Genomic DNA, 26,525 nt, shown 5'->3' on the forward strand with positions numbered 1-26,525 from the left:
GGCGGGTCCAACCACTTCAATGCGCACGAAGCACCGGGTTGACCGACAAAAACCCTACACGACCATGTAGCCACCATCGACCGGAATAGTGACGCCATTGACGAAGCTGGCATCGCTCGAGCAGAGAAACGCAATAACCTTTGCGACTTCCTCCGGTCGCCCCAGCCGCTTCATGGGGCAATGAGTATCCAGCCAGGATTGAAGTGTCTCAGACGCGGATTTGACCAGAGGTGTCTCGGTGTAACCAGGCGCGACGGCATTTGTGCGTATCCCAAAGGATGACAGCTCACGGCACAAGGCCTGGGTGAACGCTTTCACGCCCCCTTTTGAACTGCCGTAGCCGGCATTGCTGAAACCGCTGCCGAGGCCAGCGATCGAAGATATATTGACGATCGCCCCCTTCGTATTTTTCAGGGCTTCCAGGAATGCAACGGTCATGTTGTAAGATCCCGTCAAGTTGACCGAAATTGATCGATCCCATTCGATCGCTGACTCTGGACTGCCAAAACTCGCGAGACCAGCCACACCAGCGTTGTTTACAAGCGCCGATGCGTCACCCATTTCCCGGCGGACGGCTGCGGCGACATCACGCGATGCGTCGCGATCGGCCACATCCAGCATATAAGCCTTGGCACATCCACCTTGCGCTGAGATTCGTTCGGCTGCTTCTCTTGCGGCCTCACCGTTCCGATCGATCAGCGCGCATCTTGCACCGCGCGATGAAAACTCCTGAACTGTCGCAAATCCGATACCGGAAGCGCCTCCCGTGACGACGACAAGCTGATCCTGATAGTCCATTTTCATGAAATCCTCCCTCGGACCTGCCTCGCCAGCGACACGACATCGAGCAGCGACCTCAGCATGTCATTGAGATGTGTGCAGCCCGATGGGCCACGCAGCTGCGCCGGCACCTGTTTGCGCAATTCCGCAACATGGTGGCCGAGCAGCATTGCAGCCGTGGCAGGAGCCGCCTCACATGTCAGATAGGGCAAGACGTGCGGCGTGACATCAACCGACTCCAGCGTGAGCGCTTCGGCATCAACCTTGGCCAATAAACCATATTCATGGAATATTCGTCGCTTGTCTGGATTCCCGAAGATGGCGCAGCTGTCCTGGAACCAGGCATCGACGAAGAGCGCATTGCCGTCCTGCCAGACATCGGTGCGCCGTAGCCTCCATTCGTCCGGACCATCGTGCTTCGCCACCGCGTGAAAGGCCTGCGTGTTGGTGAACGCAGCCGACAGCGGTCCTTCCGGCTGCCTGGCGATTTCCTCTCTGCCGCGACCATCGGCCCTGATCGAAGGTGATCCAGGAACGTAGCTGATGCAGACGTCCGTTACATCGCGGTCGGCCGGAGAGGGCATGCCGGTTCGTTCGACATAGGAATTCAGGCCACCTTCCCACCCATGCCAGGCGGCGAAAGCCATGAACGCGGCCCCGGCAAGATCGTCAAGGAGCCGGTGGAGGCAGGTCGCGTTCATTGCCTCGTCAGACAGGACGTTGGACATCGCCTTTCGCATCTCTCCGCCGGGCTTCAGGCCGGCGAAGCCACCCAATTGAAGCTGGCAGCGACTGCCGTCGAGCGAAACCAGTCGGCCGTCAAGGCCGAGCTTTGCCTCAAGGTGATCTTCGGCAACAATGGCGGCTTGCTGACCCGGCGATTGTTTGACATCACGCGCACGGCCGACAATTGTCACGATCTGCTCGTTACCCAGACTCCACAGACTTTGCAGTGAGCTGGTGCGGCGCACCGAGCCAGGCCGTAGTCCGCGTTCAGGATCAGCGACCTTTGCGACTGCCTCGTTGCACGAAATATTCCCATTCACCTTAATGATCTTTCCCTCGGTCGGTGGCGGCGGTGGACCGCTGCTCATGCGCTGCCCGGCATTCACATATGAAGAACGCGAAGCTGAGCGGCGCAGCATCGTGCTTGCGCTTATCCACTCGGCCATTCGTCCGGGTCTTGCACCGTAACAACCACCTTGCCGACATGCGCGTCCCTTTCCACTGCGCGGTGCGCGTCAGCAATGTTCTCCAGTGGGAAGCGATGAGCGACCGGCATGCGATAGGCGCCGCTGACGATCCCGGCCCGCAGGGCTTCGATCGCCGCAGGCCCGCGGTCCTCATCGCTCAGCAGTGAAAACATGTTGAAGCCGCGCATCGTCAGGCAGCGACGCATTGCGAGGGGCCGGGGAAAGGTGGTGGGCTCCCGCGACAAGCCGCCGTACAATATCAGCGTCCCCTCCTCCGCCAGGCTGTCCATCAACAGTTCGGCGAAAGCGCCTGCGATCGGATCGAAGATCAGGTCGGCGCCACGACCACCCGTGATCCGACGGATCTCGCCGACGACGTCGTTGTCCTCAGTGATCAATATATGATGCGGTCCAAAATTGGCTAGCTGGTCGATCTTCGCCGGCGTACGCGTCGTTGCGATCACATTGGCACCCAGGTTGCGCGCGATCTGCATTGCCGCAACTCCGATCGCCGACGATGCCGCAGTGATTATGGCGGTCTGCCCCGCCTTCAGCCCGCCGCTGTCTCGAAGGCCGCCCCACGCAGTGAGGAAGGCAACCCAGCTCGCCGCCCAGTCGACGGAATCCAGCACATCGGGCAGCCTGACAAGACCGGCGGCTGAGTAGAGAATTTCGCTCGCATAGGTACCATAGGTTCCTGAAGCGGCCGAAAGCGTCGCTACTCGCGTTCCCACTGGCCAGCCCGTCACACCCTTGCCGGCAGCGGCGATGCGGCCGACGGCTTCGGTGCCAAGGATCGCGGGGAGCGGCGGCTTCATTGGTGATTGCCCGCTCCTGATCGTCGCTTCCAGGCGATTGATGCCGATCGCCTCCACCGCGATTCGCACCTCGCCCTCTCCCGGCGCCGCGACCTCCATGTCTTCGATATGCAGCACGGCGGGATCGCCGAACTCATGGATACGAACGACCTTGGCCATTCCTGTCTCCCTTGAACTAGCCATATTGAACCCGATTTCGAGAGTCGGTGCGGCGCAACGGCTGGCGCCGCGGATCATTGGATCTGGACGAGGTGGGTCTTGCCGGCGACGCGGAAGGACATCCAGATCAGGACTGGCCAGACCAGGAGCGACAGGATCACCAATCCCTCCCGCAGCCCATGCCCCTCCCCTGCCACGGCCGCGCCGAGTTCCACCGCAGCGAGCGGCGCCAGCCCATAGCCGAGCACAGCCACGATCAGCAGGTATATGCTGCTCACACGGCCACGCATCTGCGGGGGACCGAAAAGCTGGATGCTCAGCGGCGAAACCACCGAGAAAGCGGTACTGAAGAACATCCCGACCCCGAAGCCACAAAGCAGCGGTACAAGCGAATCCATCATCAGCCCCGCGGCAAAGGCGGGCGCCGCGACCAAGGCAGGAAGCCTGAAGGTACGTACGATGCCGCCCGTCGGGTCCGCCAACTGCTTTCGGGTGGCAATCCATTGCCAGAAGAAATTGCCGACGAGGCCGGCTGGCACGCCGACAAGGCCGATCAGATAGCCGGCGCTGGATGGGCTTAACCCCTGCTCACGCGCCAGCAGTGCGGGAAGCCAGGCGATGATCGCGAGACTGTACAGGCTGTTCAGGCCAGTGAGCGACAGCAGCGGTCCGAAGAAGCCGAAACGCGTGCGCAGATAGGTGAACACAACGCGTATGTCGGCATCGGCGACCGACGGGTTCCGAGCCTCACGCCGCGCCGGCACTGTGGCGCTCAGTACGAATATCGCCGCAAGCAGCAACCCAGGCAGGCCCACGAAGATGAAGGTCATCCGCCAGGCGTCAAGACCGGTATGGCCGCTCACCCGGGCCGCCAGGTCCATCGCCGCCGCGCCCACGGCATATGAACCGATCGCCATGACACCGGCGACGGAGGCAAAGATCGCCACGGGCATGCCCCTTCTGTGCCGGGGATAGAGATCTGCGATGAGGGAGATCGCCGCGGGTGTCAGCACCGCTTCGCCAAGGGCAACGCCGCTGCGCAGGATCAACATCATCCAAAAGCCGTTCGCAAAGCCCGACAGGATCGTCGAGAGGCTCCAGACGACCACTCCGGCGGTCACCACGATGCGTCGGTTGCGCGTATCAACGAAATGCGCGAGAACAAGGCCACCCACGGCGTAGAACAGTGCAAAGCCAACGCCCAGCAGGAGCGCCAACTGCCGATCATCCAGGGCGAGCGACTGGGATACAGGCAAGGCCAAAAGCGCCAGGATGCTGCGATCGACGTAAGAAACCGCATAAAGCAGCGTCAGCAGGGCGACAGTGATCCCTGCTCCTTTCATGGGGGTTTCCTCACTGCCTGCGGCCGGCATATCGCTCTCCAGCTTCAGGCTGGCTTCAGTCCATGACACGAAGCTATTCTCCTAGAACGATCGATCTAATCTTAGATGTCATGATCTCGCGTCGACCTCATATATTGCATATAAGACGATGTTCCATCATCGGTCACGGGAAAACTAATATTCAATTTTCTTGATAATCAATTGTTTTATCTGATCGCCATGGCGCCGCCGCAGCCTACTTCTCGTGACAACGCGCACCGATGTAGATTTATCGAATATCTCTAATAATCAAACCGTCTTTCGTAGTTTCGTAGCCATGCCTTTCGGCAGAAAGTCAGATGGCCGCCGTCAGACGGCGATCGATCTGAGAAGCGTCGCGGCGCCCTCGGTTCAGAGACAAGCGGTGCATGGCAATGAGCATGGGCGAAGGCACAGGCCTTGGGGCATGCGGCAGATTTTCAAGGGGAAGAGGTGTTCATGACCCAAGATCGTCAGATGGCGCTTGTCGCATTCCTTCAAGCGCAAAACTGCTCGAATCTTCCCGCGTCGTGGAGGCATCCGGCGGCGGCCGCCGACTTCCTGCAGCCGGAATATTATCAGCGCATCGGCCGCACCTTGGAGGAAGGGAAATTCCACCTCGCCTTCTTTGATGATCGGCTCGCGATCCCGGACGTCTTCGGCGACGACTATCGCATGACCGTGGAGCAGGGTATCCGTGCGGTGAAGCTCGATCCGATGCTGTGCGCCAGCGCGCTGGGTCATGTAACGCGCCATCTTGGGATCGGAGTTACCTATTCCACGACATATTACGAGCCCATCCATGTGGCGCGGACCTTTGCCACGCTCGATCAGCTGACGGGCGGAAGGGCGGCCTGGAACGTCGTGACGTCCCTCAATGATTCAGAAGCAGCCAATTTCGGCCGTGATGCAGCGCTCTCTCACGATCTGCGCTACGATCGCGCCGAGGAATTTCTGGAAGTAGTGCAGGGACACTGGCGCAGTTGGGATGACGATGCGTTGGTAATCGACAAGGAGCGCGGCCTGTTCGCTGATCCGGGCAAGGTCCGCCGCCTGGAACATGCCGGGGAATGGTTCAAGTCTCGCGGGCCCTTCACGGTCCCCCGTTCGCCGCAGGGCGAGCCGGTCCTGATCCAGGCGGGACAGAGTGGGCGCGGCCGCGCCTTCGCGGCGAAGTGGGGCGAGCTCGTTTTCGTCATCTATCCGAACCTGGAGGTGGGACGCCGGTCCTATGGCGAATTCAAGGACCTGCTGGACCAGATCGGGCGCGGCAGGGATTCGGTCAGGATCACGCCCGCCGTCTACGCCATCGTCGGCGAGACGCAGGCGCAGGCGGAGGATAAGAAGGCGCTGATCGACGGCCTCACCAAGCCGATCGACGGATTGGTGCTGTTGTCCGAGGTGCTCAATTTCGATTTCTCGACGAAGGGCTATGATGAACCGTTCACGAGCGAGGAGATGGACGCAATATCCGGCATACAGGCGTTCCGCGACCGTGTCGTCCGTTTGAGCGGGCGCACCAATCCCACGCCGGCCGACTTCGTGCGCTTTACGCAGCGCGGCACGCTCGCAGAGTTTCCCACCTTCGTTGGATCGCCAAAGCAGGTTGCCGACCAGATGGAAGAGTGGTTCGGTTCCGCCTGTGATGGCTTCGTGCTTGCGGCGGGCTATGCTCCCGGCAACTATGAGGATTTCGTCCGCCTCGTCGTACCCGAGTTGCAACGCCGTGGCCTGTTCCGCAAGGATCATCAAGGCATCACGCTTCGCGACAATCTGGGAATCAGGAAGCCATCGATATCCGGCGGCTGATCGCCTTCCCAGCGAACCGTTGAGGCTCTAAGATCAAAGCATGGATCAGGAACTGACCCGTTTGAACCTTAATCTCTTGCGTGCCTTTTTTGCCGTGGGGCGGCATTGTTCGTTCGTTCGCGCAACGGCGGAAGTCGGCCGATCCCAGGCGACGCTCAGCATGCAGGTGCGCGAACTCGAACGGCAGCTCGGGGTCAGCCTTCTGGAACGGACAACGCGAAAGGTCGCCCTGACGGAGGCTGGGGCAGCCTTGTTGAAACGCGTGGAGAGCGGCTTCGCGGAGATTGCCGACGGCTTGTCGACGGTCCGCAGCATCTCCACGATGCGGCAGGGACGCTTGGTGATCGGCTGCGTGCCTTCGATATCCGGCAGCCGCCTGCCGGCGATCATCGCCTCGTTCCGGCAATATGATCCCACCCTACGGATCGATGTCGAGGAGCTTACCTCGCCGGAGGTCGTTACAGCCCTATCCGAGCAGCGCGTGGATATCGGCATTGCGCCGTGCCCATCGCCCACGCCTTCAGGAATCAGCTTCGCCCCAGCCGTCGCCGAGCCCCTGTGCATTGTCATCTCGCGCAAGCTGAGCGCGCCCACTGGCGAGGCTATGAGCCTCATGCATCTGGCGACACTGCCGCTCATAACATTGTCAGGATCGGTGCTGCTGCAATCGGAGCTGGAACAGGCCATGCAGTCGCACCAACTCCAGCTTCAATCGCGGACGGAGGTGCGCCACATCCATACGGCCGTCGCCATGGTGCGGGCCGAGGTCGGGGCGGCGGTAATCCCCCGGCTCGCACTGCCGGATCGATTGGACAGGGACATTGAAGCCCTGCCGATCGGCTCTCCGCCACTCACCCGTGCGCTGGGCATTCTTACGCGAAAGGGTCATGCGCTGCCCTCTTCAGCGCTGCGCTTCTCACGGCATACCCGCGCCGCCCTGATCAAGAGCCTGGCCGCAATCGCGCCGTAGGAATCCGACCCGCTGCAATAGCGCGACGCAATCAAACAGCCCAGTAACGGAGGTCTGCATGACCATAATGGCTCGTCGAAGCGCCCTCTATCTGCCCGCGTCCAATGCCAAGGCCATCGCAAAGGCGCGCACGCTCGATTGCGACGTGGTCATCCTGGATCTTGAGGATGCCGTCGCCGCAGATGTCAAACATCTTGCCCGCGAACAGGCTGTCGCCGCACTTGCAGAAGGCGGCTTCGGGCCGCGTGAGCTCATCGTGCGCGTGAACGGCCTTCAGACCGAATGGGGCGCAGCGGATCTGCGCGCGATCGGACCAGCCGGCGCTGACGCTATCCTGATACCCAAGGTCAGCACGGCCGAGGACATTGTTCGATATGCAACACTGCTCGAGGGTCACGATGTCGACCTATGGGCGATGATCGAGACACCACTAGCGCTGTTCAGACTCGAAAGCATAGCGGCGACCGCCGAATCCACGCGCCTGCGCGCCTTCGTCATGGGCACCAACGACCTCGCGAGAGAAACCGGCGCCACGCTCGACACTATGCGCACAGCATTCACAGGCGCGCTTGGCCTCGCCGTCGCGGCGGCACGCGCGCATGGCCTGTCGATCCTCGATGGCGTATATAATCATCTCGACGATGAAGCGGGTCTTGAAGCTCAAGCGCGACAGGCGGTTCTGTTCGGGTTCGACGGCAAGACCCTGGTGCACCCTCGCCAGATCGCCGTCTGTCACCGGGCGTTCACGCCCGATGATGCCGCGATTGCGCGGGCGCAACATATTATCGCCGCATTCGACGCCCCTGAAAACCTGGCCAAGGGCGCGATACAGGTTGACGGCCAAATGGTCGAACGGTTGCACCTGGAAGGCGCCCGGCGTACCCTCGCAATGGCGGCCCTGCCGGCGGCCTGAGACAGCATCTCCACACCTGCATTGCAGCGGTTGCCGCTGCACTTAAGGCCGCGAACCGGAGGACGGATCCCTATGCCCGCTCCTTCGATGGGCACCGCCACAAGCCCGATACAGAATCGTGTTGGCAAGCAAATCGCTCTTCATTAGATAATGTAAAACGTTTGACTAAATGTAACATATCATCCTGCGCGATGAAGCTTTGCCGGCAGAGATCGGCCTTGGCCAGGACGGGAAGGCTGCACCCCATGATTCAGGCGTGATCCGCTTATCCAGTTGAACCGAACAGACCTATGGAAGGAACAAGACGCATGGCCGAAATTCTAGCGCTGGGCATCAGCCACTATCCGATGCTGCTGTGGCCCGACAAGAACATGTCAGGACTGCTCAAGCAAATGATGACCAATCCAAAGCTGCCTGAGCCGCTCAAGAGCGCGGCCGGATGGCCAGCGGCCATGCAAGAGGAATGGGGCGACGACGAAGGCGAGGCGGCAGCAGCCCTCCATCGCGAGAAAATGGTCGACTGGACCCGCAAAGCGCGACAGGCTCTGGATGACTTCCATCCCGACTTCGTCCTTTTGTGGGGCGACGATCAATATGAGAATTTCCGCGAAGATGTCGTCCCGCCCTATTGCGTGAATGCGCACCCCGAATTCCGTTTTCACAACTTTCCGAACAATATCTGGGGAGAGCCCGTCGACAAGGAATTCGTGTTGCCCGGCGTGACGGAGGCAGGCAAGCATCTGGTCAGCGAACTGATTTCAGCCGGGTTCGACAGTGCCTATTCATACAAGCCGCTGCATCATCCGCTCGGCCACGCATTCACGAATGCGATCTTCTATCTGGACTATGACCGCAAGGGCTTCAATTACCCGATCCTGCCGGTCTCCATCAACTGCTATGGCCGACACGTCATCTGCCAGAAGGGCGGCCTGCCCTCTTTCACGAAGGAACTTACAGAAGCGGATCTCGATCCGCCGGCCCCCATCCCGGCCAGGCTGTTCGACATGGGAGCCGCGACGGCGCGCATTCTGTCGCAATCCAAATATCGGGTTGCCATCATCGCATCGTCGAGCTGGTCGCACGCCTTTCTGACCAAGAAGAATCACTATCTGTGGCCGGACATCGAAGCTGATCGTTCCCTTTTCGAGCCGATGGCGAGCGGTGACTATGCCTCCTGGCGCGACTATCCAGCCTCCGCAATCGAAGATAGCGGGCAGCAGGAAGTCCTCAACTGGTTCTGCCTCGTCGGCGCCTTGAACGAACTGGGTCGCGGCCGACCCGACGAGATCGGCTTCGTTGAAACGTGGATTTTCAACTCGACCAAGGCCTTCCTCGTATCGAGGCCCTAAACCGTACAGATTGCAGGCCGTGCGCCCGCCGGAGCCACGGCGAGTGCACGGCTCCGCTTTAGGCTTGAGGCCTGCCGTCAGTGGTCGCCGAGCGGGGCCGGGATCTTAATCCTGCACATAAGGTCACGCGCCTGTGCGATGCCGGCGAAAATCGTGCCGCGTTTTTCCGATGACGCCGAGCACAGCCCTAGGATACCTAGGGGTTCCAGCCTCTCCGCGGCCTCAAGAATGGCGATCGGATTTCCGTTCGCTGGCAAACACCCCCGCATCAAGATTTCCCAGGCAATCGATCCCTTGGCAGCCTGCTGGACTGAACCGTTCACCATCCTCGTTGCAGTGGCTTTGTTAAAGCATATGACCTATGTTGATGTTGTAGACGATCTTGCTTTTCTCCAAGCTCAGCCATGGGAACGAACGGAGCCGAATTCCTGGAGCCGTCCGGAGAGAAGCGTCAGCCCGCTTCGCATCACGCTCGACATGGGAATATAGCAGAGTGTAGCGCATTCCCAAACCGCCCGAACGACCGATCCGATCAACCGATCTCACCTTGCCACCCGGCCATGGTCCACACCCACGAGACCCAAAGCCGGCGAAGTTTCAGCTTGACAGCCAGGGCGAGCTTCGAACAGATAGAACGTATGCTTTATATTCTGTCATTCAGTCTCGAACCAGCGGGTTCAGGGCGAACGAATGGCAAACTGCCATGATTATGGAATTACAAGGCACCGGGCATCGCGCCGGCCATTGCTATGGAGAGTGAGTATGGACTTCAATCTTCCCGCCGACGATGATCCCCGCCGCTTGGAGGTGCGCAAGTGGCTCGAAGCGCACCCTAACGTAACCTATGAGGAACTGGCGCAGAAGGGCTACACCGTTCCGCACTGGCCGGCGCCATGGGGCCTCTCGGCGGATCCTGAAACGCAGCTGATCATCGAACAGGAGATCAAGCGCGCCGGAATCACGCATCCTCATACCCTCAATCCGATCGGCGTGAACCAATGTGGCCAGTCGCTGTTGGTGTACGGCACTGAAGAGATGCAGCAGAAGTTCCTACCGCCAGCGCTTGCCTGTCGCGACACCTGGTGCATGCTGTTTTCAGAACCGTCCAGTGGGTCGGACCTGGGCGGCCTGCGCACTTCAGCGCGGCTGGAGGGTGATCATTACATCATCAACGGCCAGAAAATCTGGAATTCGAACGCTCATATTTCGCAGGTAGGCGTTGTTATCGCAAGGACCGACCCCACGGTACCGAAGCATCGCGGCCTGACTGTCTTCCTCATCGACATGAAGGACCCGGGCGTTGAGGTACGCCCGATACTCGACATGTCCGGTCATGCACCTGAATTCAACGAGGTGTTTCTAACCGATGTCCGCGTGCCCGTCAGCAACCGGCTCGGCGAGGAAGGCCAGGGTTGGCGGATTGTTCTCGAACAGTTGCAGACCGAGCGGATGGGCATGGTGAAACCGGGCGCGGTATGGGGTTTTGGCCCAACCGCGCGGGAGCTTGTTTCCGGCCTGATCGAGACGCGCAAGATCAATGATCCGCTCGTTCGTGACGAAGCCGCGAAACTCTATGTCGAGGGCGAACTGCTCCGTCTGCTGGCCGATCGCAACCTCAGTAACCGGATCAACGGCAATCCGCCCGGCCTTGAGGCCAACCTTGGCAAGATGATTGCCTCGCCTCACGGCCAGCGCCTCTCGGATCTGGCCAAACGGACAGAGGGTATAGCCGGGATGCTGCGCGACGAGGATGAACTGCCCCTGCCCAAGCAGGACTATGGCTTGTTCAACAGCTGGGACTATTGCTACTGGTTCGGACCGGCTGGCACGATCGGTATCGGCACGACGGAAATCCTCAAGAACACGGTCGCGGAGCGTATCCTTGGCCTACCGCGCGACATCGATCCGTCGGCAAAGTTGCCGTTCAGTGAAATCGGGCGCCCGCAACTGGCGGCCTGAAACATCCATCGCGCCGATGTCCACGCCCCTGCAAACGCCAGGACATCGGCCCTCGACCGGGGAACTTATCCAATGAATTTCACCCTCAGCGAAGAGCATATCGCTCTCAGGGATAATGCGCGCGCCTTCCTCTCGAAGGAAGTCAGGCTCGACCCTTATCTCAAACCGGAGGCAAATGAGCAGCCTGTCGCGCGCGATGGCCTCTGGGATGAAATCCGGAAGCTTGGCTGGACCGGCATCGTCATCCCGGAAGCTTATGGCGGATTGGGCCTGACCTATATCGACCTTGTCATGATTGTCGGTGAAACGGGCCGCACCCTCGCGCCGTCGGCTCTTTTCGGGACGCTGGCGGGCGCCTGGGCCGTCGAACGCTGCGGCAGCGAAGAACAGAAGCAGGCACTGCTGCCGCAGGTGGCCGCAGGCGAGCTTTCACTCGCGCTGGCAGTCGCGGACCCGAATGGCGACGTAAACGGTCTGTCACATGGCGCCAACGCTTCGAAGGCGGGGGACGGCTGGACGATCAGCGGGGAAAAGTCGTTCGTCGTCGAGGCAGCCGATGCAGACAAGATCGTGGTCATGGCGGACGTCGAAGGCACGCCCGGCTTCTTCATCGTGGATGCCAAGGCCCAGGGCCTGGCGATGGAGCGCCTCGACTGGCGCGATATCACCCGCCATGTGAGCCGCATTTCATTCAAGGACGTGCCGGCCGAGCGGCTGCCTCAGGCCGATGGCGACAGCTGGTCGTGGATCCGCGACCGGCTCTACCTCATTCTCGCTGCGGAAAGCGCCGCAGGTGCCGAACAGGTGCTTGACGACGCCGTGGCCTACGCGAAGGAGCGTATCGCCTTCGGCCGCCCCATCGGCTCTTACCAGTCGATCAAGCATGACCTGGCCGAAGTCGCCGGCGGTAACGAATGCGCCACTGCCGGGGTGCAATATGCCGCATGGGCGTTAAGCGAGGGTACCGCCGACGCCAGCAAGGCCGCAGCCATTGCACAAAGCTATGCCAGCGAGCAGTATCGCGCTGCCACCGCCTGCAATATTCAAGTGTTCGGGGCCATCGGCTTCACCTGGGAAATGCGGAACCACCTCTACTACAAGCGGGCGCGCGCCAACGCCGAGTTGCTTGGCACGCCTCGCGAACAGCGTGAGCAGATCATGCGGATATTGGAAAGCGAGCATAAGCACGCGGCCTGAGAGGAAGCGGGCGCAAAGGAAGATAAAATGGTTCTGGTACGATTTGTCGATCCGGCGGGGCAGGAAACGGACGTCGCGATCGACGATGGCATCTCTGTCATGGAAGGGGCGGTAACGGCAGGAATTGCAGGGATTGACGCCGATTGCGGCGGTCAGCTCTCCTGCGCCACCTGCCACGTATATCTGGGCGAAGCTTGGGTCGGGCTCGTGCCAGCCCCATCCGAGGAGGAGGACGCACTGCTCGATTTCGCGGCAGAACGTCAGCCCAATTCGCGCCTGAGTTGCCAGATCATCGTTCAGCCTGAGCTGGATGGTCTGGAAATCGGGATTCCCGTTCATCAGGGTGGCTGAAGGACCGACCCCGATGGCAGGCGCTGTCGCGTCTGGTGCGATCCATACGGAAGTGGCGTTTCGGGCCGAAACCATCGATCAGTTGCGGGAGATGCTATGACTGCGACTACTCACGACGAACTCGCCAGCCGCCTGCGCGAGGCTTATCGTTCCGGTGCTGTGCCACCGCTGCGCGACGGCCTGGACCCGCTCGATATGGCGGGTGCCTATGCCGTACAGACGATCAACACGCGCTACTGGGAATCGCAGGGACGCCGGATCGTGGGGCGCAAGGCTGGGTTGACGGCCAAGGCCGTTCAGACACAGCTAGGCGTCGATCAACCCGACTTTGGCGTGCTGTTCGATGATATGCGGATCGCCGACGGCGGCAGGCTCGACCCCGGTGCCTGCCTTCAGCCGAAGGCGGAAGCGGAGATCGCGTTCGTGCTGGGCACGGATCTGCCTTCCACACAGACGACGGCTGAAGAGACGGCGGCGGCAGTGGCGACGGTACATGCCGCCATCGAGATCGTGGACAGCCGGATCGCCGACTGGAAAATCACCTTCGCCGATACCGTGGCGGACAACGGCTCCTCCGCCTTTTTCGTTCTGGCGGAAGAAGGGCACTCCTTGCCCGGCCTTGATCTGTGGTCTGCCGGGATGGTGATGGAGATTAATGGGACGATCGCATCCCTGGGCGCGGGCGCGGCGGCGCTTGGACATCCTTTGAATGCAGCGGCATGGCTTGCGCGGACGCTGGCAGAGCGCGGCGAGCCGCTGAAGGCTGGCGACGTGCTGTTGGCGGGCGCACTCGGACCCATGGTAGCCATCCATCCGGGCGATCAGGTGCGTGCCGTGGTGGGCGGCATCGGGACATGCAGTTTTAGATATGGAGAGGCTTGATTCATGGCCAGGGTGAAGGTTGCCATCATCGGATCGGGCAATATCGGTACCGATCTGATGATCAAGGTAATGCGCCTGTCGGATACGCTGGAGATGGGGGCGATGGTCGGCATCGATCCGGCGTCGGACGGGCTCGCGCGGGCGCACCGGCTGGGTGTTCCGACCACATATGAGGGCCTCGACGGGCTGCTCGCCATGCCCCAGTTCAAGGACATCCAGATCGTGTTCGACGCCACCAGCGCCGGTGCGCACCAGCGCCACAGCCAGGCGGTACTGGCTGCGGGCAAGCGGATGATCGATCTGACACCGGCCGCTATCGGTCCCTACACGATCCCGCCGGTAAACGGCGATGCCAACCTGGACGCGGCGAACGTCAATATGGTCACTTGTGGTGGCCAGGCAACAATTCCCATCGTGGCCGCGGTCAATCGAGTGGCCAAGGTGCATTATGGCGAGATCGTCGCTTCCATCAGTTCAAAAAGCGCGGGCCCCGGAACCCGTGCCAATATCGATGAATTCACCGAAACGACCAGCCAGGCCATCGTCGCCGTAGGCGGAGCTACCCGCGGCAAGGCGATCATCATTCTGAACCCGGCCGAACCGCCACTCATCATGCGTGATACCGTCTATTGCCTGTGCGATGAGGCGGACCAGGATGCGATCCGTCGCTCCATCGACGACATGGTAGCCGAAGTGCAAAGCTATGTTCCAGGTTATCGGTTGAAGCAGTCGGTACAGTTCGAGCATATCGGTTCCAATCGTCCGCTGCACATTCCCGAAATGGCCTCTACGGGAACCTCGGACTTCACCGGGCTCAAGGTCTCGGTCTTCCTGGAGGTCGAAGGCGCGGCGCACTACCTGCCCGCCTATGCCGGCAATCTCGACATCATGACGTCCGCAGCTCTGAAGACCGCCGAGAAGATGGCCAAAAGGATGGCGCTATGACCTTTGATCCCCATCAGACCAAATTGTACATCCAGGATGTGACGCTGCGTGACGGGATGCATGCGATCCGCCATCAATATGGTCTTGATCATGTTCGCGCCATCGCCAAGGCACTGGATGCAGCAAAAGTCGACGCCATTGAGGTGGCGCATGGCGATGGGCTGCAAGGCTCTTCCTTCAACTATGGCTTCGGCGCCTTCACCGATTGGGACTGGATCGGCGCGGTAGCCGAGGTTCTGGAACATTCAGTGCTCACCACGCTGCTGCTGCCGGGTATCGGAACGGTGCATGACCTCAAACATGCCTATGAGATGGGCGTGCGCTCGGTCCGCATCGCCACGCACTGCACCGAAGCCGACGTTTCCAAGCAGCATATCGAGGCGGCCCGCGCTTTGGGTATGGACGTCTCCGGCTTCCTGATGATGAGCCACATGACCACGCCGGATGCGCTGGCGACGCAGGCCAAGCTCATGGAAACCTATGGCGCGCATTGCGTCTACGTCACCGACAGTGGCGGCGCGATGAACATGGACGAATATGCCGCTCGCCTGCAGGCCTATGATCATGTCCTGAAGCCGGAGACCCAGCGCGGCGTCCACGCGCACCACAATCTCTCGCTGGGCGTCGCCAACTCGATCGTCGCCGTGCAGAATGGCGCAATACGTGTCGATGCGAGCCTCGCCGGCATGGGCGCTGGGGCCGGCAACGCGCCGCTGGAGGTTTTCATCGCCGCTGCCGATCGCTACGGATGGAATCATGGGTGCGACCTTTATGCGCTGATGGACGCAGCGGAAGATCTTGTCAGGCCGCTGCAGGACCGCCCTGTGCGGGTCGATCGCGAAACGCTGACCCTTGGCTATGCCGGCGTCTATTCCAGCTTCCTTCGTCATGCGGAAAAGGCCGCGCTCGACTATGGCCTCGATACCCGTTCCATCCTGGCCGAGGTCGGCCGCTGCAAGATGGTCGGCGGGCAGGAGGACATGATCGTCGACGTCGCGCTGGACATGTTGAAGTCCGGCAACTGACATGTCACGGCTGTTGGCATTTACCGTCCGCACGCCGCGCGAACTGTACAGCCGGTTCATTCTCGGCGGCCCTTGGCCATCGAACGACTTGATGGAGACTGGATGCCTCACTTAGATCTCGGCGATATCTGCCTGCATTATGAAGAGCATGGCGTCGGCCGCCCCATATTGTGCCTGGCGGAACTGGGCGGCAGCACACGAACCTGGCGGCACGTTGTCGGCGCCCTGGCCCAGGACCATCGTCTCCTCCTCCTCGACATCCGCGGAACCGGACGTTCGGAAAAGCCGTGCCAACCCTACAGCATGGCCAACATAGCCGATGACGTGCAGCGCTTCCTCACTCGGCAGGAGATCGACAGCATCGATATCATGGGATGCGCGATGGGATCGATCGTCGCGCTTGAGGTCGCCCTTCAGGCGCCGGCGCTGGTGCGCTCGCTGTTGCTCTGCTCGGTATCGCCCGACATCCCTGAAAAGACCCGCCTCTATGCCGGACAGCGCGCAAGCGACATTCGCGCGGGTGGCATGCGTGTTGCCTCCCGCACGAGCGCCGAACTGTCATTTCCCGAAGGAATAGCGCTGCCGTTCGCGGTTGCCCGATCGGAATATGAAGGCGACTTCCTGGCAAATGACCCCGATGCCTATGCAGCGCTGACCGAAGCGCTGCTCGATTGGCAGGGCGGTCCGCGCCTCGCCAGCATCGCATGCCCCTGCCTGTGTCTGGCGGGGGATCAGGATTTCATGTGGGATCCCGCCGTGGTCGAGGCCGCGACACACGCGCTTCCGAACGCATCGTTCGACGTCGTCGAAGCAGCCGGCCATTTCCCTCCCCTCTCCTCCCCGGATGGTTTCGTGGCAAAGGCGCGGGCCTTCCTCGACTCGCGACCCGACTGAGCGAAAGTATTTGGGAGCGACGGCGGATGGTCCCGTCCGCGGGACATGACAGTGCCCCAAAGTACTTAACTGGGCAGGGAGGCAATCGCCTGCTGTGCTGAATTCTCGTCGGATTGGCAGAAACGGCACGCATCATCCTGATCCGATGCAATTTGTCTCGCTGGAGCGACGCGCACGCGGCGCTCCGCCACCATTGCGACTTTCTCAAGAAATCCTTGAAGACACACCTTGAAAGCGCTTATCTATCAGATCAATGCATAAGTGCGGACGATGAAACCGCTCGGCCGCCAGCCGCGAGACCCCATATGCATATCAATCTCAACTTTCTTCAGACCTTCATCAGCGTGGCCGAACATGAGAGCTTTCGGCGTGCGGCAGAAGAGATGGGGCGGACACAATCCGCGATCAGCATGCAGATCCGTCAACTGGAGGAGCAGATCGGTGCTCGACTGTTCAATCGAAGCACGCGGCGCGTCGAGTTGACAATGGAGGGCGAGCGTTTGTTGCGCTTTGCGCGTCGTTCGCTCGCCGACCTCAACTTCGGGCTCCGCTCGTTGAAAGAAGAACTCAAGATGCGGAAGGGATTCGTCTCTTTTGGCTGCATCCCGACGCTATCCTCCTCATTGCTCCCGCACCTTATCTACAGCTTCGAGCAGGAATTCCCTGGCATCACCATGAGCGTCCGCGAAAGCTCGATGCAGGACCTGCTCGAAAAACTGCGCAGCAAGGAGATCGAAATGGGGATCGGCCTGAATGTCGAAGGCGCAGTCGACTTCGTCTTCGAGCCATTCCTGCAGGAAGAGATCATGGCGTTCATCCCCCCGCCCTTCCAGAACCGTTCGGCGACCAGCATCACGCTGGCCGAACTTGCAGAACTTCCGGCCATCGTGCTCGACAGTGCCACGGCGCTGCGCGGAGTATTGGATGCGGAATTGGCAGCGCGCGGTCTCAAGCTGCGGACACGCTACGAGGTCAGCCAGGTGCAGACGCAATATGCGATGGCCGTCGAAGGTATTGGGGTAGCCATCATGCCAGCCTGCGCCATTCCACGCGGGAACCGAGAAAATCTCCAGATCCTCCCCATCGTGGACCCGCGGCTGAGCCGCACGATCTGCATCATTACTGCCCGCGGCACTGTTTTGCGCGAAGCGGCGCGCGCTTTCGCGGACTTCACGAAAAGCATGTTGAGCGCACAGTCGGCCCGCCCAGTCCCACCAGCCTGAGCGCGCGCCTGCCGAATGCCTCAAGCTTCGGAAGGACCTCGCACTTCCCCATTTGTTGCTTCGTCTGATCCAGTCCGCCTCACAATCAGGCAGCCGAAACTGCGACCCGCATAGCTCCTATCTGGTCGATATGCACGTCGATGATATCTCCAGGTGCCACCGGCCCCACGCCGGCCGGCGTACCTGTGAAGATCACGTCCCCCGGCAACAGCGTGTAATAGCTGGAGGCAAACTCGATGAGCTTGGGGACGTCGTAGATAAGATAGCTGGTATTCGAAGCCTGCCGGGTCTCGCCATTGATCTTGAGCCAGAAGTCCAGCTTGCCCGGCTCAGCGATCTCATCGGCGGTGACAAACCACGGCCCCAGAACCGCATAGCTGTCGACAGAGGCACGGAATGTCTTCTGCTGGACGCCCCGCACTGTCATGTCGAGGCCCACGCAATATCCCGCGACATAAGACATCGCTTCTTCAGCTGGAATGTTGGTTCCGGTCTTACCGATGATGACGACCAGCTCCGCCTCATGGTCGGTGCGGCGATCCGGGAAGCGTAACTTCACGCCGTCTCCGGCACCGACCAGCGAGCTGTTCGCTTTGAAGAACAGACCCCAATCACCGATGGGCTTGATGACGTTGCCCTGCGACAGGTTGGGATCGGCGCGCGACTCGGCGAGATGATCATTATAGTTGACCGGCGCACCGATGATCTTGGACGGATTAGCGACAGGGCTCAGCAGCTTGATCTCCTTAAGCCCGCGGCGCTGCGCGGAGGGCGCAAGTTCGGTCACGCGGGCAAGAACAGCATCAAGATTGCTGTAGAGCAGATCGGCCATCGGCAGCGGGTAACGGCATTCCGGAAGGATTTGCAGCGCCTCGGTCACATCCAAAACGCTGTCGCCCTGCACAAGGCCGAGCCGGTTGTCGTCAAAACGGCAGATCCTCAACGCCTAATCTCCTCCTGAAAAAGTCTGATACAACACCGGCCCTGGGCAGCGGTCCTTCCTGGACATCGCCGTCATCGCCTCATGCATCGATCGTGTCGTATTCCTTGGGAATGGTGATCTCAAGGTTGCGGGCGTCGGGCGAGTAATCAAGCACGGTATGCGCTATGCCCGACGGCATCAGGCAACAGTCGCCCGGCTCCATCAAAACCTCGCCATGGCCCTCGAACTCCAGTTTCATCCAGCCTTCGAGCATGTAGAACATCTGCACTTGGGTGATGTGCCGGTGACGTTTGCGTACCTCGTCCGTGCATGGAGGAACGAGTTTGATCACATGAGCATGCAACATGCCGTCGGTCACCTCGGCAAATCCCAGATCGCGATATTTCGCAAAAGGTCGCAACCCGTCAGACTTGAAATCCTCCTCGCCATGCAGCTTCGCAACCACAAGCTTCGACACCACGAGGTTTGAAGTCGCGTTTGATGCCTCATTGTCCACGATGCATCCTCCTTATCATTGCCATATACCAAAGCCGACGCCATGCCGGCTGTACGCTATCGTCAGACTTCGCGATCGCGAAGTGTCGTCCTCGCCCACGCCCTCGTCACACCACGCGTTCTTGCATCAGTTGATCGATACGGTCCCGATTCAAACCCAGCAGCTCACCCAGCACAGCCTCCGTCGATTGGCCAAGTGCAGGACCGGCATGGCTGAAACGGGGCGGCGTCACGGACAACCGGGGCAATGGCGCAGGGATAACGAGCTCGCCGACCCTCGGATCCTGAATCCTGAGCAGATTCTCGCGAGCGGCATATTGCGGATCGGCGAATATGTCGGCGATGTCGAGCAGCTTGCTCGCCGGCGCCTGTGCCGCCTCGCAGCGCGCCAGGATTTCGGTGGTCGGCAGGCGCTTCACCCAGTCGGCCACGATCGCGTTGACCTCTGCGCGATGGCGATTCCGTTGGACGAGCGTGGCATAGCGCGGATCCTGTGCCAGCTCGGGCCGGTCCATTGCCCTGGTCAGCCGCTCCCACATCCGATCGTTCGAGCAGGCCAGCGCAACCCACGCGCCATCCGCCGTTTCATAGTGGCTGTGGGGCACGATATTGACCGTATCGGGGCCCATCCTTTCGCGCTTGTAGCCGGACGATGCGAACGCGGGCGCCAATTCATCCAAGACGCGGAATATGCTCTCATAGAGGCCGATGTCGACGACCTGGCCGCGTCCGGTCTGCTCCGCCACGCGCAGGGCAACCATCACGCCGAAGGCCCCGAACAGCCCGGTCATGTAATCCGCCAGCGAGGTGGAGCCGGGAACCACGGGCGGGCGGCCAGGCTCTCCTGAAAGATAAGCCAGGCCGCTGAATGCGTGTGCGATACGCGCGAAGCCGGGCTTGTCACGCATCGGCCCGGTCTGGCCATAGGCGCTCACGCGCAGCATCACCAGCTTCGGATTGATGGCCGCCAGATCTTCGTAGCCCAGCCCCCATTTCTCCATCGTTCCCGGCCGGAAATTCTCCAGCACCACATCGGATTTCTCGACGAGTTGGCGGAAGATGTCCGCCCCTTCCTTCTTCCGCAGGTCAAGCGTCACGGACTGGCGGTTTCGCGCCTCGCTCAGCCAGACGAGCGTGTCACCGCAGGAGGTGGCTGTCCCGAAGCGACGAAGGGAATCGCCTTCCCCTGGCTGCTCGATCTTGATCACCTCTGCACCGAAGTCTGCCATCAGCGTGCCGCAGAATGGCGCCGCGATGAACGTCGCAACGTCCAGCACGCGAATGTCACTGAGCGCTCCGGCGCTCAAGCGACGGCCCCCTGGAACAGGGTCGCCCGGGCAAGGATTTTTTCGGCCAGCTTGACATGCGCGCGATCGATAAGAACGCCTTCGATGCCAATCGCTCCCTGGCCATCCGACGCCGCCGCCGCCATGCGATCGGCGATGCGACGCGCCCAGGCGATCTGGGCGGGCGTCGGAGAGAAAATCTCGTTCGCTATCGCCACCTGCGAGGGGTGGATCGCCCATTTACCCTCGAACCCCAGTGCCCGCGCTCGGATCGCGCTGGCGCGATAGGCATCGGGATCGCCATAATTTGCGAAGGGCCCATCGATCGGACGCAGGCCATGGGCGCGACAGGCATTGGCGATCCGCGCCAGCGCGAAGTGCCACTGGTCGTTTTCCGCGCCACCGACCGCATATTCCGGGTTGGGCGCTCCGAACACCGTGTCGAAATTCTCAAGTTCGATCGAATAATCTCCCACGCCGAAGATGATGCCTTCCAGCCGCGGCGACGATGCGGCGATCGCTTCCACCTCTGCCAGCCCGCGCGTCGTTTCTATGAGAATTTCGATCCCTACCCCCCTTTCCCGCGGCGTTTCGAGTTCCATGCAGCCGAGCAGCCGGTCGACGAAGCGGACATCTTCGCTCGTCTGCACCTTGGGCAGCAGGATCATGTCCAGCCGCGGGCAGCGCGCAACCGCCATAATGTCCGCGATCGCCCAGGGCGTATCCAGGCCATTGACCCGCACGGAAACCATCTTGGCGCCCCAATCGACCGCGTTCAGCGCCTCGACCGCGTTAGCGCGCCCTTCCTCCCGCCGGTTCGGCGCGACGGCGTCCTCCAGATCAAGGAAGATGGAGTCAGCGGGTCCCTGTGCTGCCTTTTGAAAAAAATGGGGTGATGTCGCCGGAACCGCCAGTTCGGAACGCTGGACTCGCTGAATTCTCGCAATATCTGCCATTATTGTTCCTGGCCCCACCTAAGCCGGTGCGCGTGCAAGCGCCGCGGCTTTGGCAGCGCTCCCTTCCATCAAACCGATTGTCCGCACTGGCTAGACGAAAAGCCAAAGTCTGTCTCATTCATCCTTCTGATGAACTCATCATAAAAATTCATGCAGCGTGACGACAAGAGTGTCACAGCAAGAATCGGGCCGACACCGTCATGTTGACAGTTCGCAGTGATCGAGAGTAGTCAGCTGGTGACGCAGCTTTGGCGGTGATGGTCCCGCAATTTATGCAAGAGCATGCTGCTTCAACATTGAAAGTCTTCGTGCCGCACATTTAAGGGCTTGGACACACAGTTTTCTACCAAGTCTCTGGTTGACTGCCGAATATGTCGAGCTATTCAAAGGAAGCTGATATCCTGTGACAGCTCCAGTCGTTTGAACCTTTTCAAGGGCAATTCCCGGCCGAATGTGGCTGGGGGCTTGAATCCGGCAGGGCACTAGTTTTCATTTATGGAGAACGGTGAGTGGAGAGTGTTTGGCAAGGCACGACCTGTTCAGGGTCGGAAGTTCCCTCAGTTCATACCACTGGGGCTTATGGATTCGACAGACGTTTTAGCAAGTCGACCATATTTTCCCTGCCCACGCCGAACATGCGCATGAAGCACGCCCGGCGGCGCAAGGAAGGATATGGAGGGGACCGCCATGAGTGATATGGACTTCCGCGGCCGAATGGCCTTCATATCCGGGGCAGCAAGTGGCATCGGCCGGGCCACCGCCATGGAATTCGGGCGACGGGGGCTGAAGGTCGCCGTCGCCGATATCGATCTTGTCGGAGCAGAAAGGGTGGCTGCCCAGATCGAAGGCGCATCTGCGGTGCTGCTCGACGTCCGCGATGCGGAAAGCTGGAATACCGCGCTGGATGAGGCGGAAGATCGTCACGGACCCCTGGCCGTTCTGTTCAGCAATGCCGGTGTTGCGGGCAGCACCGATCCCGTAAGCCAAACGTCGCAGGCCGCCTGGGAATGGTCGCGCTCAGTTAATCTTGACGGCAACTTCCATGGCCTGACGCAAGGCCTGCACAGAATCGTCGCGTCGGGCCGTAATGGCCATGTGGTGGCGACCGCGTCGCTGGCGACGCTCAATGTCAAGGCACGGACGGGCGTTTATACCGCGATGAAGGCCGGCGTGGTCGCATTGTGCGAGGCCCTTCGCGACGAACTGAGCGGCAGCGGCATAGGAGTTTCGGTTCTGATGCCCGGGCCGGTCAGGACATCCCTGCTGGAGGCGAACGCCGCTCGGGCGCCTGCTCAGCTTTCAACAGGCGACCGGATGGAGACTATGGAGGAAGTCCTGCGCAACGGCATCGATCCCGCTGAGGTCGCAACCCTGGTGGCCGATGCCATCGGAACGGAACGCTTCTGGCTGTTTCCCAATCGGGATCTTGAGGATCGAATTGACACGCGCGCCGCGGATATGAAGAAGGCGTTTCATACGCTGGCGTCCAATTGACCACCCGCGCGCGACGTTGAAGCCGACCGAAGAGGCGGCAGGCTGCACAAGCCAGCCTGATGTGGCGGCGGACCAAGTTGGCGAGTGATCGATCGAAGGGGATGAATGAGCCCCCTCGCTTGGGAGAGTATGCGTGGTCACGACAGATACTGATAGCGAACTCGGGTCGGTCGCCGCAGAGGCTGCGTTGGCCGGCGCTGGTCGCGGGCGGGTCATTTGGACGCCGACGGCGGCCGATCGCCAGCAGTCGACGCTCACCATGTTCATGACCTGGCTCAAGCAAAGCCGCAACCTCTCGTTCGAGGGATATGACGAGCTCTGGCGCTGGTCGACTACAGACCAGGCCGAATTCTGGGAGGCAATCTGGCACTATTTCGCTGTTGAAGCTGATGCCCCCTACAACAGCGTGATGGAAGGCGCGGGCTTTCAGAATACGCAATGGTTTACTGGGGCAAGGCTTAATTTCGCGCGCATGGTGATGCGGCACGAAAAGCGTCTCGCTGACCATGTGGCGATCTCAGCCTTTCATGAAGATGGCAGTCACGCGCGCTGGACATGGTCAGAGCTGGGCACAGCGGTTCGACGGGTCGCGACGGGCTTCCGCGCGATGGGGATCGGGCCCGGTGACCGCGTTGCCGCCTATCTGCCCAACGTCGTGGAAGCCGCGATCGGTTTTATCGCCGCAGCGGCGGTCGGTGCGGTCTGGTCGTCGTGCAGCCCCGAATTCGGCGCCGGCGCCGCAACGGACCGCTTCGCGCAGATCGAGCCCAAGCTGCTCATCGCGACCTCCCGCTATGATTATGCCGGTAGGCTGCACGATCGCAGCGAAAGCGTGCGTGAACTCGTCAAGGGTCTGCCAACGCTGGAGCATCTGGTCCTTTTGCAGGATGATGCCCAGAATCTGATCGATCACGGCCCCCTGCTGCGGAGTTGGTCATCTCTTGCCGCGACGCCGGAACCGACATATGACGACTTCACCTTTGAGCCGGTACCCAGCGACCACCCCTTGTGGGTTGTCTATACATCCGGCACGTCCGGTGCGCCAAAGGCGATCGTTCACACGCATGTCGGTGCACTTCTTGGCGCGATGAAGGACTTGACCTTCCATCTCGAGGCAAGGGAAGGCTCCGTCCTGCTATTTTATGCCACGCCGAGTTGGATCGTCTGGAATACGGTGCTCACCAGCCTTGCCCTTGGGACGCACGTGGTGCTTTACGACGGGAGTCCGTTCCATCCGGACCTGGGCAGCCTCTGGTCCATCGCCGAACGCGCCGGCGCGACCATAATGGGCGTGAGCCCAGGCTTTGCCGGACGAATGAAGGATCGGGGATATAACCCTGCCGCGCAGCATGACCTTCAAAGGCTCGAAGCGCTCATTCTCTCGGGTGCAGTAGCCGAAGCCCCGCTCTACGAATGGCTTGCGGATGTCTTGCCCCCGCACTGCCGGATCCTCTCGCAGGCCGGCTCTACCGAAGTTTGCGGCGGCTACGCCGGCGGCGTACGCCTGCTGCCAATCCATGCCGGTGAATCAACGGCAAGGATGCTGGGCATGGACGTGGACTCCGTGGATCCGGAGGGCAGATCGCTTCGCGGCAGGGCTGGCGAGCTTGTGATCAGCACCCCCTTCCCCAACGCTCCTCGATGCCTCTGGAAAGATCCGGACGGCACCCGGCTGGCCGCCAGTTACCTGTCGCATTTTGGTGGCCGCTGGCAGCAGGGCGACATGATAATCATCCACTCCGACGGAGGATGCAGAATCCTTGGTCGATCCGATGCCACGATAAACCGGCATGGGGTTCGTATGGGGACCAGCGAGTTCTACCGCGCTTTGGAAGATGATCCGGCCATCACGGATGCGATTACCGTTTTCCCGCAGGCGGGACGATATCGCGACCGACTGATGCTGTTCGTGACCCTGACGGATGGACGGGCGCTGGACGAAGACTTGCTCGCCACTATCGCGGCACGGATCAGTGCTAGGTTGAGCCCGCGGCACGTGCCCGATGATATTTTTGATGCGCCTGCCATCCCCTATACGTCGAACGGCAAGCGCATGGAAGTGCCTCTCCGGCATTTGCTGGAAGGGCAGATTCATGCGCAACTTTTCGGAGCCTCCCTGCAGCACGATCGTGCAACGGCAGACTGGTATACGGCATTTGCCGGCGAACCAGCCCCCGACAGCGAATGAAACAGGCAGGCAGTTTTTTCTCCGCCGCGGCGTTGACAGCCCACCGGCCCTCCGTCCCGCTCGTGCAATGGTCATTGACCCGCGCGCGTAGCATCGCTGTTGCCCCATTTTTCAGGCCATTCGAGACTCGCCAAATATTTTTGGACTCATAATCCAGTCAAATTTAGAACATTTGCACTATAAAATGCTACAGAAAAGGCGATGGGCAATGACGATAAAGCCAATGGCTTCTCACTGCCCTTCCGCGCGAACACTCTGATCCGCGGCTTCGACCTCGGGCTCGCCGGTATTCCCGCTCCGGTCCCTGCCGAACGGCGGTTGCTCGACCAGGAGGCGGTTCAAATCAAATGGAAAATATCATCGCGCCGGTCACGCCATGTCGACAGGCCCTGATTAAACGCCAGGACAAGAGGATGGAACATGGAACGTCAGCAAGAACTTGATCTGACCGGAAAAATCGCAATCGTGACCGGTGCGAGCCGGGGCGTCGGCCGGCAGGTCTCGCTTGATCTGGCACGGCGCGGCGTCAAGGTGGCGCTGGTTGCGCGCACGGTTGATCGCGATCCTGACCTGCCGGGCAGCCTTGGCGCGACGGCGCGATTGATCGAGAAAGCCGGCGGGGACGCGCTGATTGTGCAGGCCGATCTTGCTCAGCGGGCTGATCTGAAGCAAATCGTCGATGAAACTGTAGCCCGATTTGGCGGGGTTGATATCCTGGTCAATAACGCTGCATCCACGGTGGGCTCGGTTTGGTCGAAGCCATTTCTCGATATCAGCTTCGAAGAATGGTCGCGGGATTTCGACATCAATCTCCACGCACCGTTCATCCTGATGCAACTTGCAACCCCGATCATGGCCGCTCGCGGTGGCGGGCGAATCATCAACATCACCACCGGTTCCGCCGAAGCGCATCGTCGGGTAGAAGAAGAAGTACCGGCGGCCGGGTCATTCGGATTCAGTGGGACCACGCCCAGCTACTTTGCCAGCAAACGCGCGCTGGATCGACTTTCCAATGTCATTGCGCCCGAATTGCGGGCACAAAATGTGTTTGTCATCGGTCTGCATCCCGGCTGGGTAGCATCCGAAGTGGTTTCGGCACGATTGGCGTCCAGGGGGTTTGCTCCGAAAGAAGGCGAGCCGCGTCCAATCGATACGGTCATCCCGTCACGGATGATCATCTATTTCATCGCATGCGCTGACCCGGAAGAATATACGGGGCGCCTGTTCGTGGCGGAGCGCGAAATGAGAGCACTGGGCATCAGCCGTGCAGAATTGGGTGATCCAGCGCTGGCCGCGCCAGCATAGCCTTGGAAATGTAGTTGCAATAAATATTTT

The 26,525-nt window shown here is 60.7% G+C and carries 25 protein-coding genes; 17 read left to right on the forward strand and 8 right to left on the reverse strand.

Annotated elements, in window-relative coordinates; all coding sequences use genetic code 11:
• Nucleotides 1–54 precede the first annotated feature (54 nt).
• The 4 genes from MRBLMA1_RS08365 to MRBLMA1_RS08380 all read right to left on the reverse strand — a co-directional run bounded on the left by MRBLMA1_RS08365 (nucleotide 55) and on the right by MRBLMA1_RS08380 (nucleotide 4,362).
• Nucleotides 55–804: an SDR family NAD(P)-dependent oxidoreductase gene (locus MRBLMA1_RS08365; RefSeq protein ID WP_363736059.1), complete on the reverse strand. Its 750-nt coding sequence runs from the start codon at nucleotides 802–804 to the stop codon at nucleotides 55–57.
• Complete coding sequence (locus MRBLMA1_RS08370; protein WP_363736060.1) at nucleotides 801–1,952, reverse strand: DUF2889 domain-containing protein; 1,152 nt, start codon at nucleotides 1,950–1,952, stop codon at nucleotides 801–803. Before MRBLMA1_RS08370 ends, MRBLMA1_RS08365 begins: the two co-directional genes overlap by 4 nt.
• Nucleotides 1,937–2,950 (reverse strand): zinc-dependent alcohol dehydrogenase family protein, encoded by a 1,014-nt coding sequence (locus tag MRBLMA1_RS08375; RefSeq protein WP_363736061.1) that lies wholly within the window; start codon nucleotides 2,948–2,950, stop codon nucleotides 1,937–1,939. The genes MRBLMA1_RS08370 and MRBLMA1_RS08375 overlap by 16 nt, the downstream gene beginning before the upstream one ends.
• Before the next feature lie 74 nt (nucleotides 2,951–3,024).
• Complete coding sequence (locus MRBLMA1_RS08380; protein WP_363736062.1) at nucleotides 3,025–4,362, reverse strand: MFS transporter; 1,338 nt, start codon at nucleotides 4,360–4,362, stop codon at nucleotides 3,025–3,027.
• A 408-nt stretch (nucleotides 4,363–4,770) separates the two neighbouring features.
• Here MRBLMA1_RS08380 and MRBLMA1_RS08385 point away from each other — a divergent pair, with 408 nt between their 5' ends.
• The 13 genes from MRBLMA1_RS08385 (at nucleotide 4,771) to MRBLMA1_RS08445 (ending at nucleotide 17,828) form a co-directional block, all read left to right on the forward strand.
• A complete protein-coding gene (locus MRBLMA1_RS08385) occupies nucleotides 4,771–6,120 on the forward strand; it encodes an LLM class flavin-dependent oxidoreductase (RefSeq protein ID WP_363736063.1) in 1,350 nt (449 codons plus the stop codon).
• A gap of 40 nt (nucleotides 6,121–6,160) precedes the next feature.
• Entirely contained in the window at nucleotides 6,161–7,090 is a 930-nt protein-coding gene (locus tag MRBLMA1_RS08390; protein WP_363736064.1) for a LysR family transcriptional regulator, read from the forward strand.
• A 58-nt stretch (nucleotides 7,091–7,148) separates the two neighbouring features.
• Nucleotides 7,149–8,003 carry an HpcH/HpaI aldolase/citrate lyase family protein gene (locus tag MRBLMA1_RS08395; RefSeq protein WP_363736065.1) on the forward strand — a complete coding sequence of 285 codons (855 nt, stop codon included), beginning with the start codon at nucleotides 7,149–7,151 and terminating at the stop codon, nucleotides 8,001–8,003.
• 308 nt (nucleotides 8,004–8,311) lie between these two features.
• Entirely contained in the window at nucleotides 8,312–9,352 is a 1,041-nt protein-coding gene (locus MRBLMA1_RS08400; protein WP_363736066.1) for a hypothetical protein, read from the forward strand.
• Nucleotides 9,353–9,580: 228 nt separating this feature from the next.
• Complete coding sequence (locus MRBLMA1_RS08405) at nucleotides 9,581–9,841, forward strand: hypothetical protein (protein ID WP_363736067.1); 261 nt, start codon at nucleotides 9,581–9,583, stop codon at nucleotides 9,839–9,841.
• A gap of 273 nt (nucleotides 9,842–10,114) precedes the next feature.
• The gene (locus MRBLMA1_RS08410; protein ID WP_363736068.1) at nucleotides 10,115–11,311 is read left to right on the forward strand and encodes an acyl-CoA dehydrogenase family protein; all 1,197 of its coding nucleotides are present in this window, start codon (nucleotides 10,115–10,117) and stop codon (nucleotides 11,309–11,311) included.
• A 72-nt stretch (nucleotides 11,312–11,383) separates the two neighbouring features.
• On the forward strand, nucleotides 11,384–12,508 hold the full coding sequence (locus MRBLMA1_RS08415; protein WP_363736069.1) for an acyl-CoA dehydrogenase family protein: 1,125 nt from the start codon (nucleotides 11,384–11,386) through the stop codon (nucleotides 12,506–12,508).
• 27 nt (nucleotides 12,509–12,535) lie between these two features.
• Complete coding sequence (locus MRBLMA1_RS08420; RefSeq protein ID WP_363736070.1) at nucleotides 12,536–12,859, forward strand: 2Fe-2S iron-sulfur cluster-binding protein; 324 nt, start codon at nucleotides 12,536–12,538, stop codon at nucleotides 12,857–12,859.
• Between the two features lie 96 nt (nucleotides 12,860–12,955).
• Nucleotides 12,956–13,741, forward strand: coding sequence for a 2-keto-4-pentenoate hydratase (locus MRBLMA1_RS08425; protein ID WP_363736071.1), 786 nt, complete (start codon nucleotides 12,956–12,958; stop codon nucleotides 13,739–13,741).
• Nucleotides 13,742–13,744: 3 nt separating this feature from the next.
• Nucleotides 13,745–14,686 carry an acetaldehyde dehydrogenase (acetylating) gene (locus tag MRBLMA1_RS08430; protein ID WP_363736072.1) on the forward strand — a complete coding sequence of 314 codons (942 nt, stop codon included), beginning with the start codon at nucleotides 13,745–13,747 and terminating at the stop codon, nucleotides 14,684–14,686.
• Nucleotides 14,683–15,711, forward strand: a complete 1,029-nt coding sequence (dmpG, locus tag MRBLMA1_RS08435) for a 4-hydroxy-2-oxovalerate aldolase (protein WP_363736073.1) — start codon at nucleotides 14,683–14,685, stop codon at nucleotides 15,709–15,711. Before MRBLMA1_RS08430 ends, dmpG begins: the two co-directional genes overlap by 4 nt.
• Before the next feature lie 102 nt (nucleotides 15,712–15,813).
• Nucleotides 15,814–16,605 (forward strand): alpha/beta fold hydrolase, encoded by a 792-nt coding sequence (locus MRBLMA1_RS08440; protein ID WP_363736074.1) that lies wholly within the window; start codon nucleotides 15,814–15,816, stop codon nucleotides 16,603–16,605.
• Between the two features lie 305 nt (nucleotides 16,606–16,910).
• Nucleotides 16,911–17,828: a LysR family transcriptional regulator gene (locus tag MRBLMA1_RS08445; protein WP_363736075.1), complete on the forward strand. Its 918-nt coding sequence runs from the start codon at nucleotides 16,911–16,913 to the stop codon at nucleotides 17,826–17,828.
• A gap of 85 nt (nucleotides 17,829–17,913) precedes the next feature.
• Here MRBLMA1_RS08445 and MRBLMA1_RS08450 read toward each other — a convergent pair whose 3' ends face one another.
• From MRBLMA1_RS08450 to MRBLMA1_RS08465, 4 genes are all read right to left on the reverse strand, one after another.
• Nucleotides 17,914–18,771 (reverse strand): fumarylacetoacetate hydrolase family protein, encoded by an 858-nt coding sequence (locus MRBLMA1_RS08450; RefSeq protein WP_363736076.1) that lies wholly within the window; start codon nucleotides 18,769–18,771, stop codon nucleotides 17,914–17,916.
• Between the two features lie 79 nt (nucleotides 18,772–18,850).
• Complete coding sequence (locus tag MRBLMA1_RS08455) at nucleotides 18,851–19,267, reverse strand: cupin domain-containing protein (RefSeq protein ID WP_363736077.1); 417 nt, start codon at nucleotides 19,265–19,267, stop codon at nucleotides 18,851–18,853.
• A 106-nt stretch (nucleotides 19,268–19,373) separates the two neighbouring features.
• Nucleotides 19,374–20,573: a CaiB/BaiF CoA transferase family protein gene (locus tag MRBLMA1_RS08460; RefSeq protein ID WP_363736078.1), complete on the reverse strand. Its 1,200-nt coding sequence runs from the start codon at nucleotides 20,571–20,573 to the stop codon at nucleotides 19,374–19,376.
• Nucleotides 20,570–21,508 (reverse strand): HpcH/HpaI aldolase/citrate lyase family protein, encoded by a 939-nt coding sequence (locus tag MRBLMA1_RS08465; RefSeq protein WP_363736079.1) that lies wholly within the window; start codon nucleotides 21,506–21,508, stop codon nucleotides 20,570–20,572. The genes MRBLMA1_RS08460 and MRBLMA1_RS08465 overlap by 4 nt, the downstream gene beginning before the upstream one ends.
• Nucleotides 21,509–22,195: 687 nt before the next feature.
• Here MRBLMA1_RS08465 and MRBLMA1_RS08470 point away from each other — a divergent pair.
• From MRBLMA1_RS08470 to MRBLMA1_RS08485, 4 genes are all read left to right on the forward strand, one after another.
• Nucleotides 22,196–23,002, forward strand: a complete 807-nt coding sequence (locus MRBLMA1_RS08470) for an SDR family oxidoreductase (RefSeq protein WP_363736080.1) — start codon at nucleotides 22,196–22,198, stop codon at nucleotides 23,000–23,002.
• A 133-nt stretch (nucleotides 23,003–23,135) separates the two neighbouring features.
• On the forward strand, nucleotides 23,136–25,190 hold the full coding sequence (locus MRBLMA1_RS08475) for an acetoacetate--CoA ligase (RefSeq protein ID WP_363736081.1): 2,055 nt from the start codon (nucleotides 23,136–23,138) through the stop codon (nucleotides 25,188–25,190).
• Between the two features lie 201 nt (nucleotides 25,191–25,391).
• A complete protein-coding gene (locus MRBLMA1_RS08480) occupies nucleotides 25,392–25,583 on the forward strand; it encodes a hypothetical protein (protein ID WP_363736082.1) in 192 nt (63 codons plus the stop codon).
• A gap of 27 nt (nucleotides 25,584–25,610) precedes the next feature.
• Nucleotides 25,611–26,495, forward strand: coding sequence for an SDR family NAD(P)-dependent oxidoreductase (locus MRBLMA1_RS08485; protein ID WP_363736083.1), 885 nt, complete (start codon nucleotides 25,611–25,613; stop codon nucleotides 26,493–26,495).
• Nucleotides 26,496–26,525: the final 30 nt, after the last annotated feature.

Source organism: Sphingobium sp. LMA1-1-1.1 (assembly GCF_040676365.1).
In the GTDB taxonomy this organism is placed as follows: Bacteria; Pseudomonadota; Alphaproteobacteria; order Sphingomonadales; family Sphingomonadaceae; genus Sphingobium.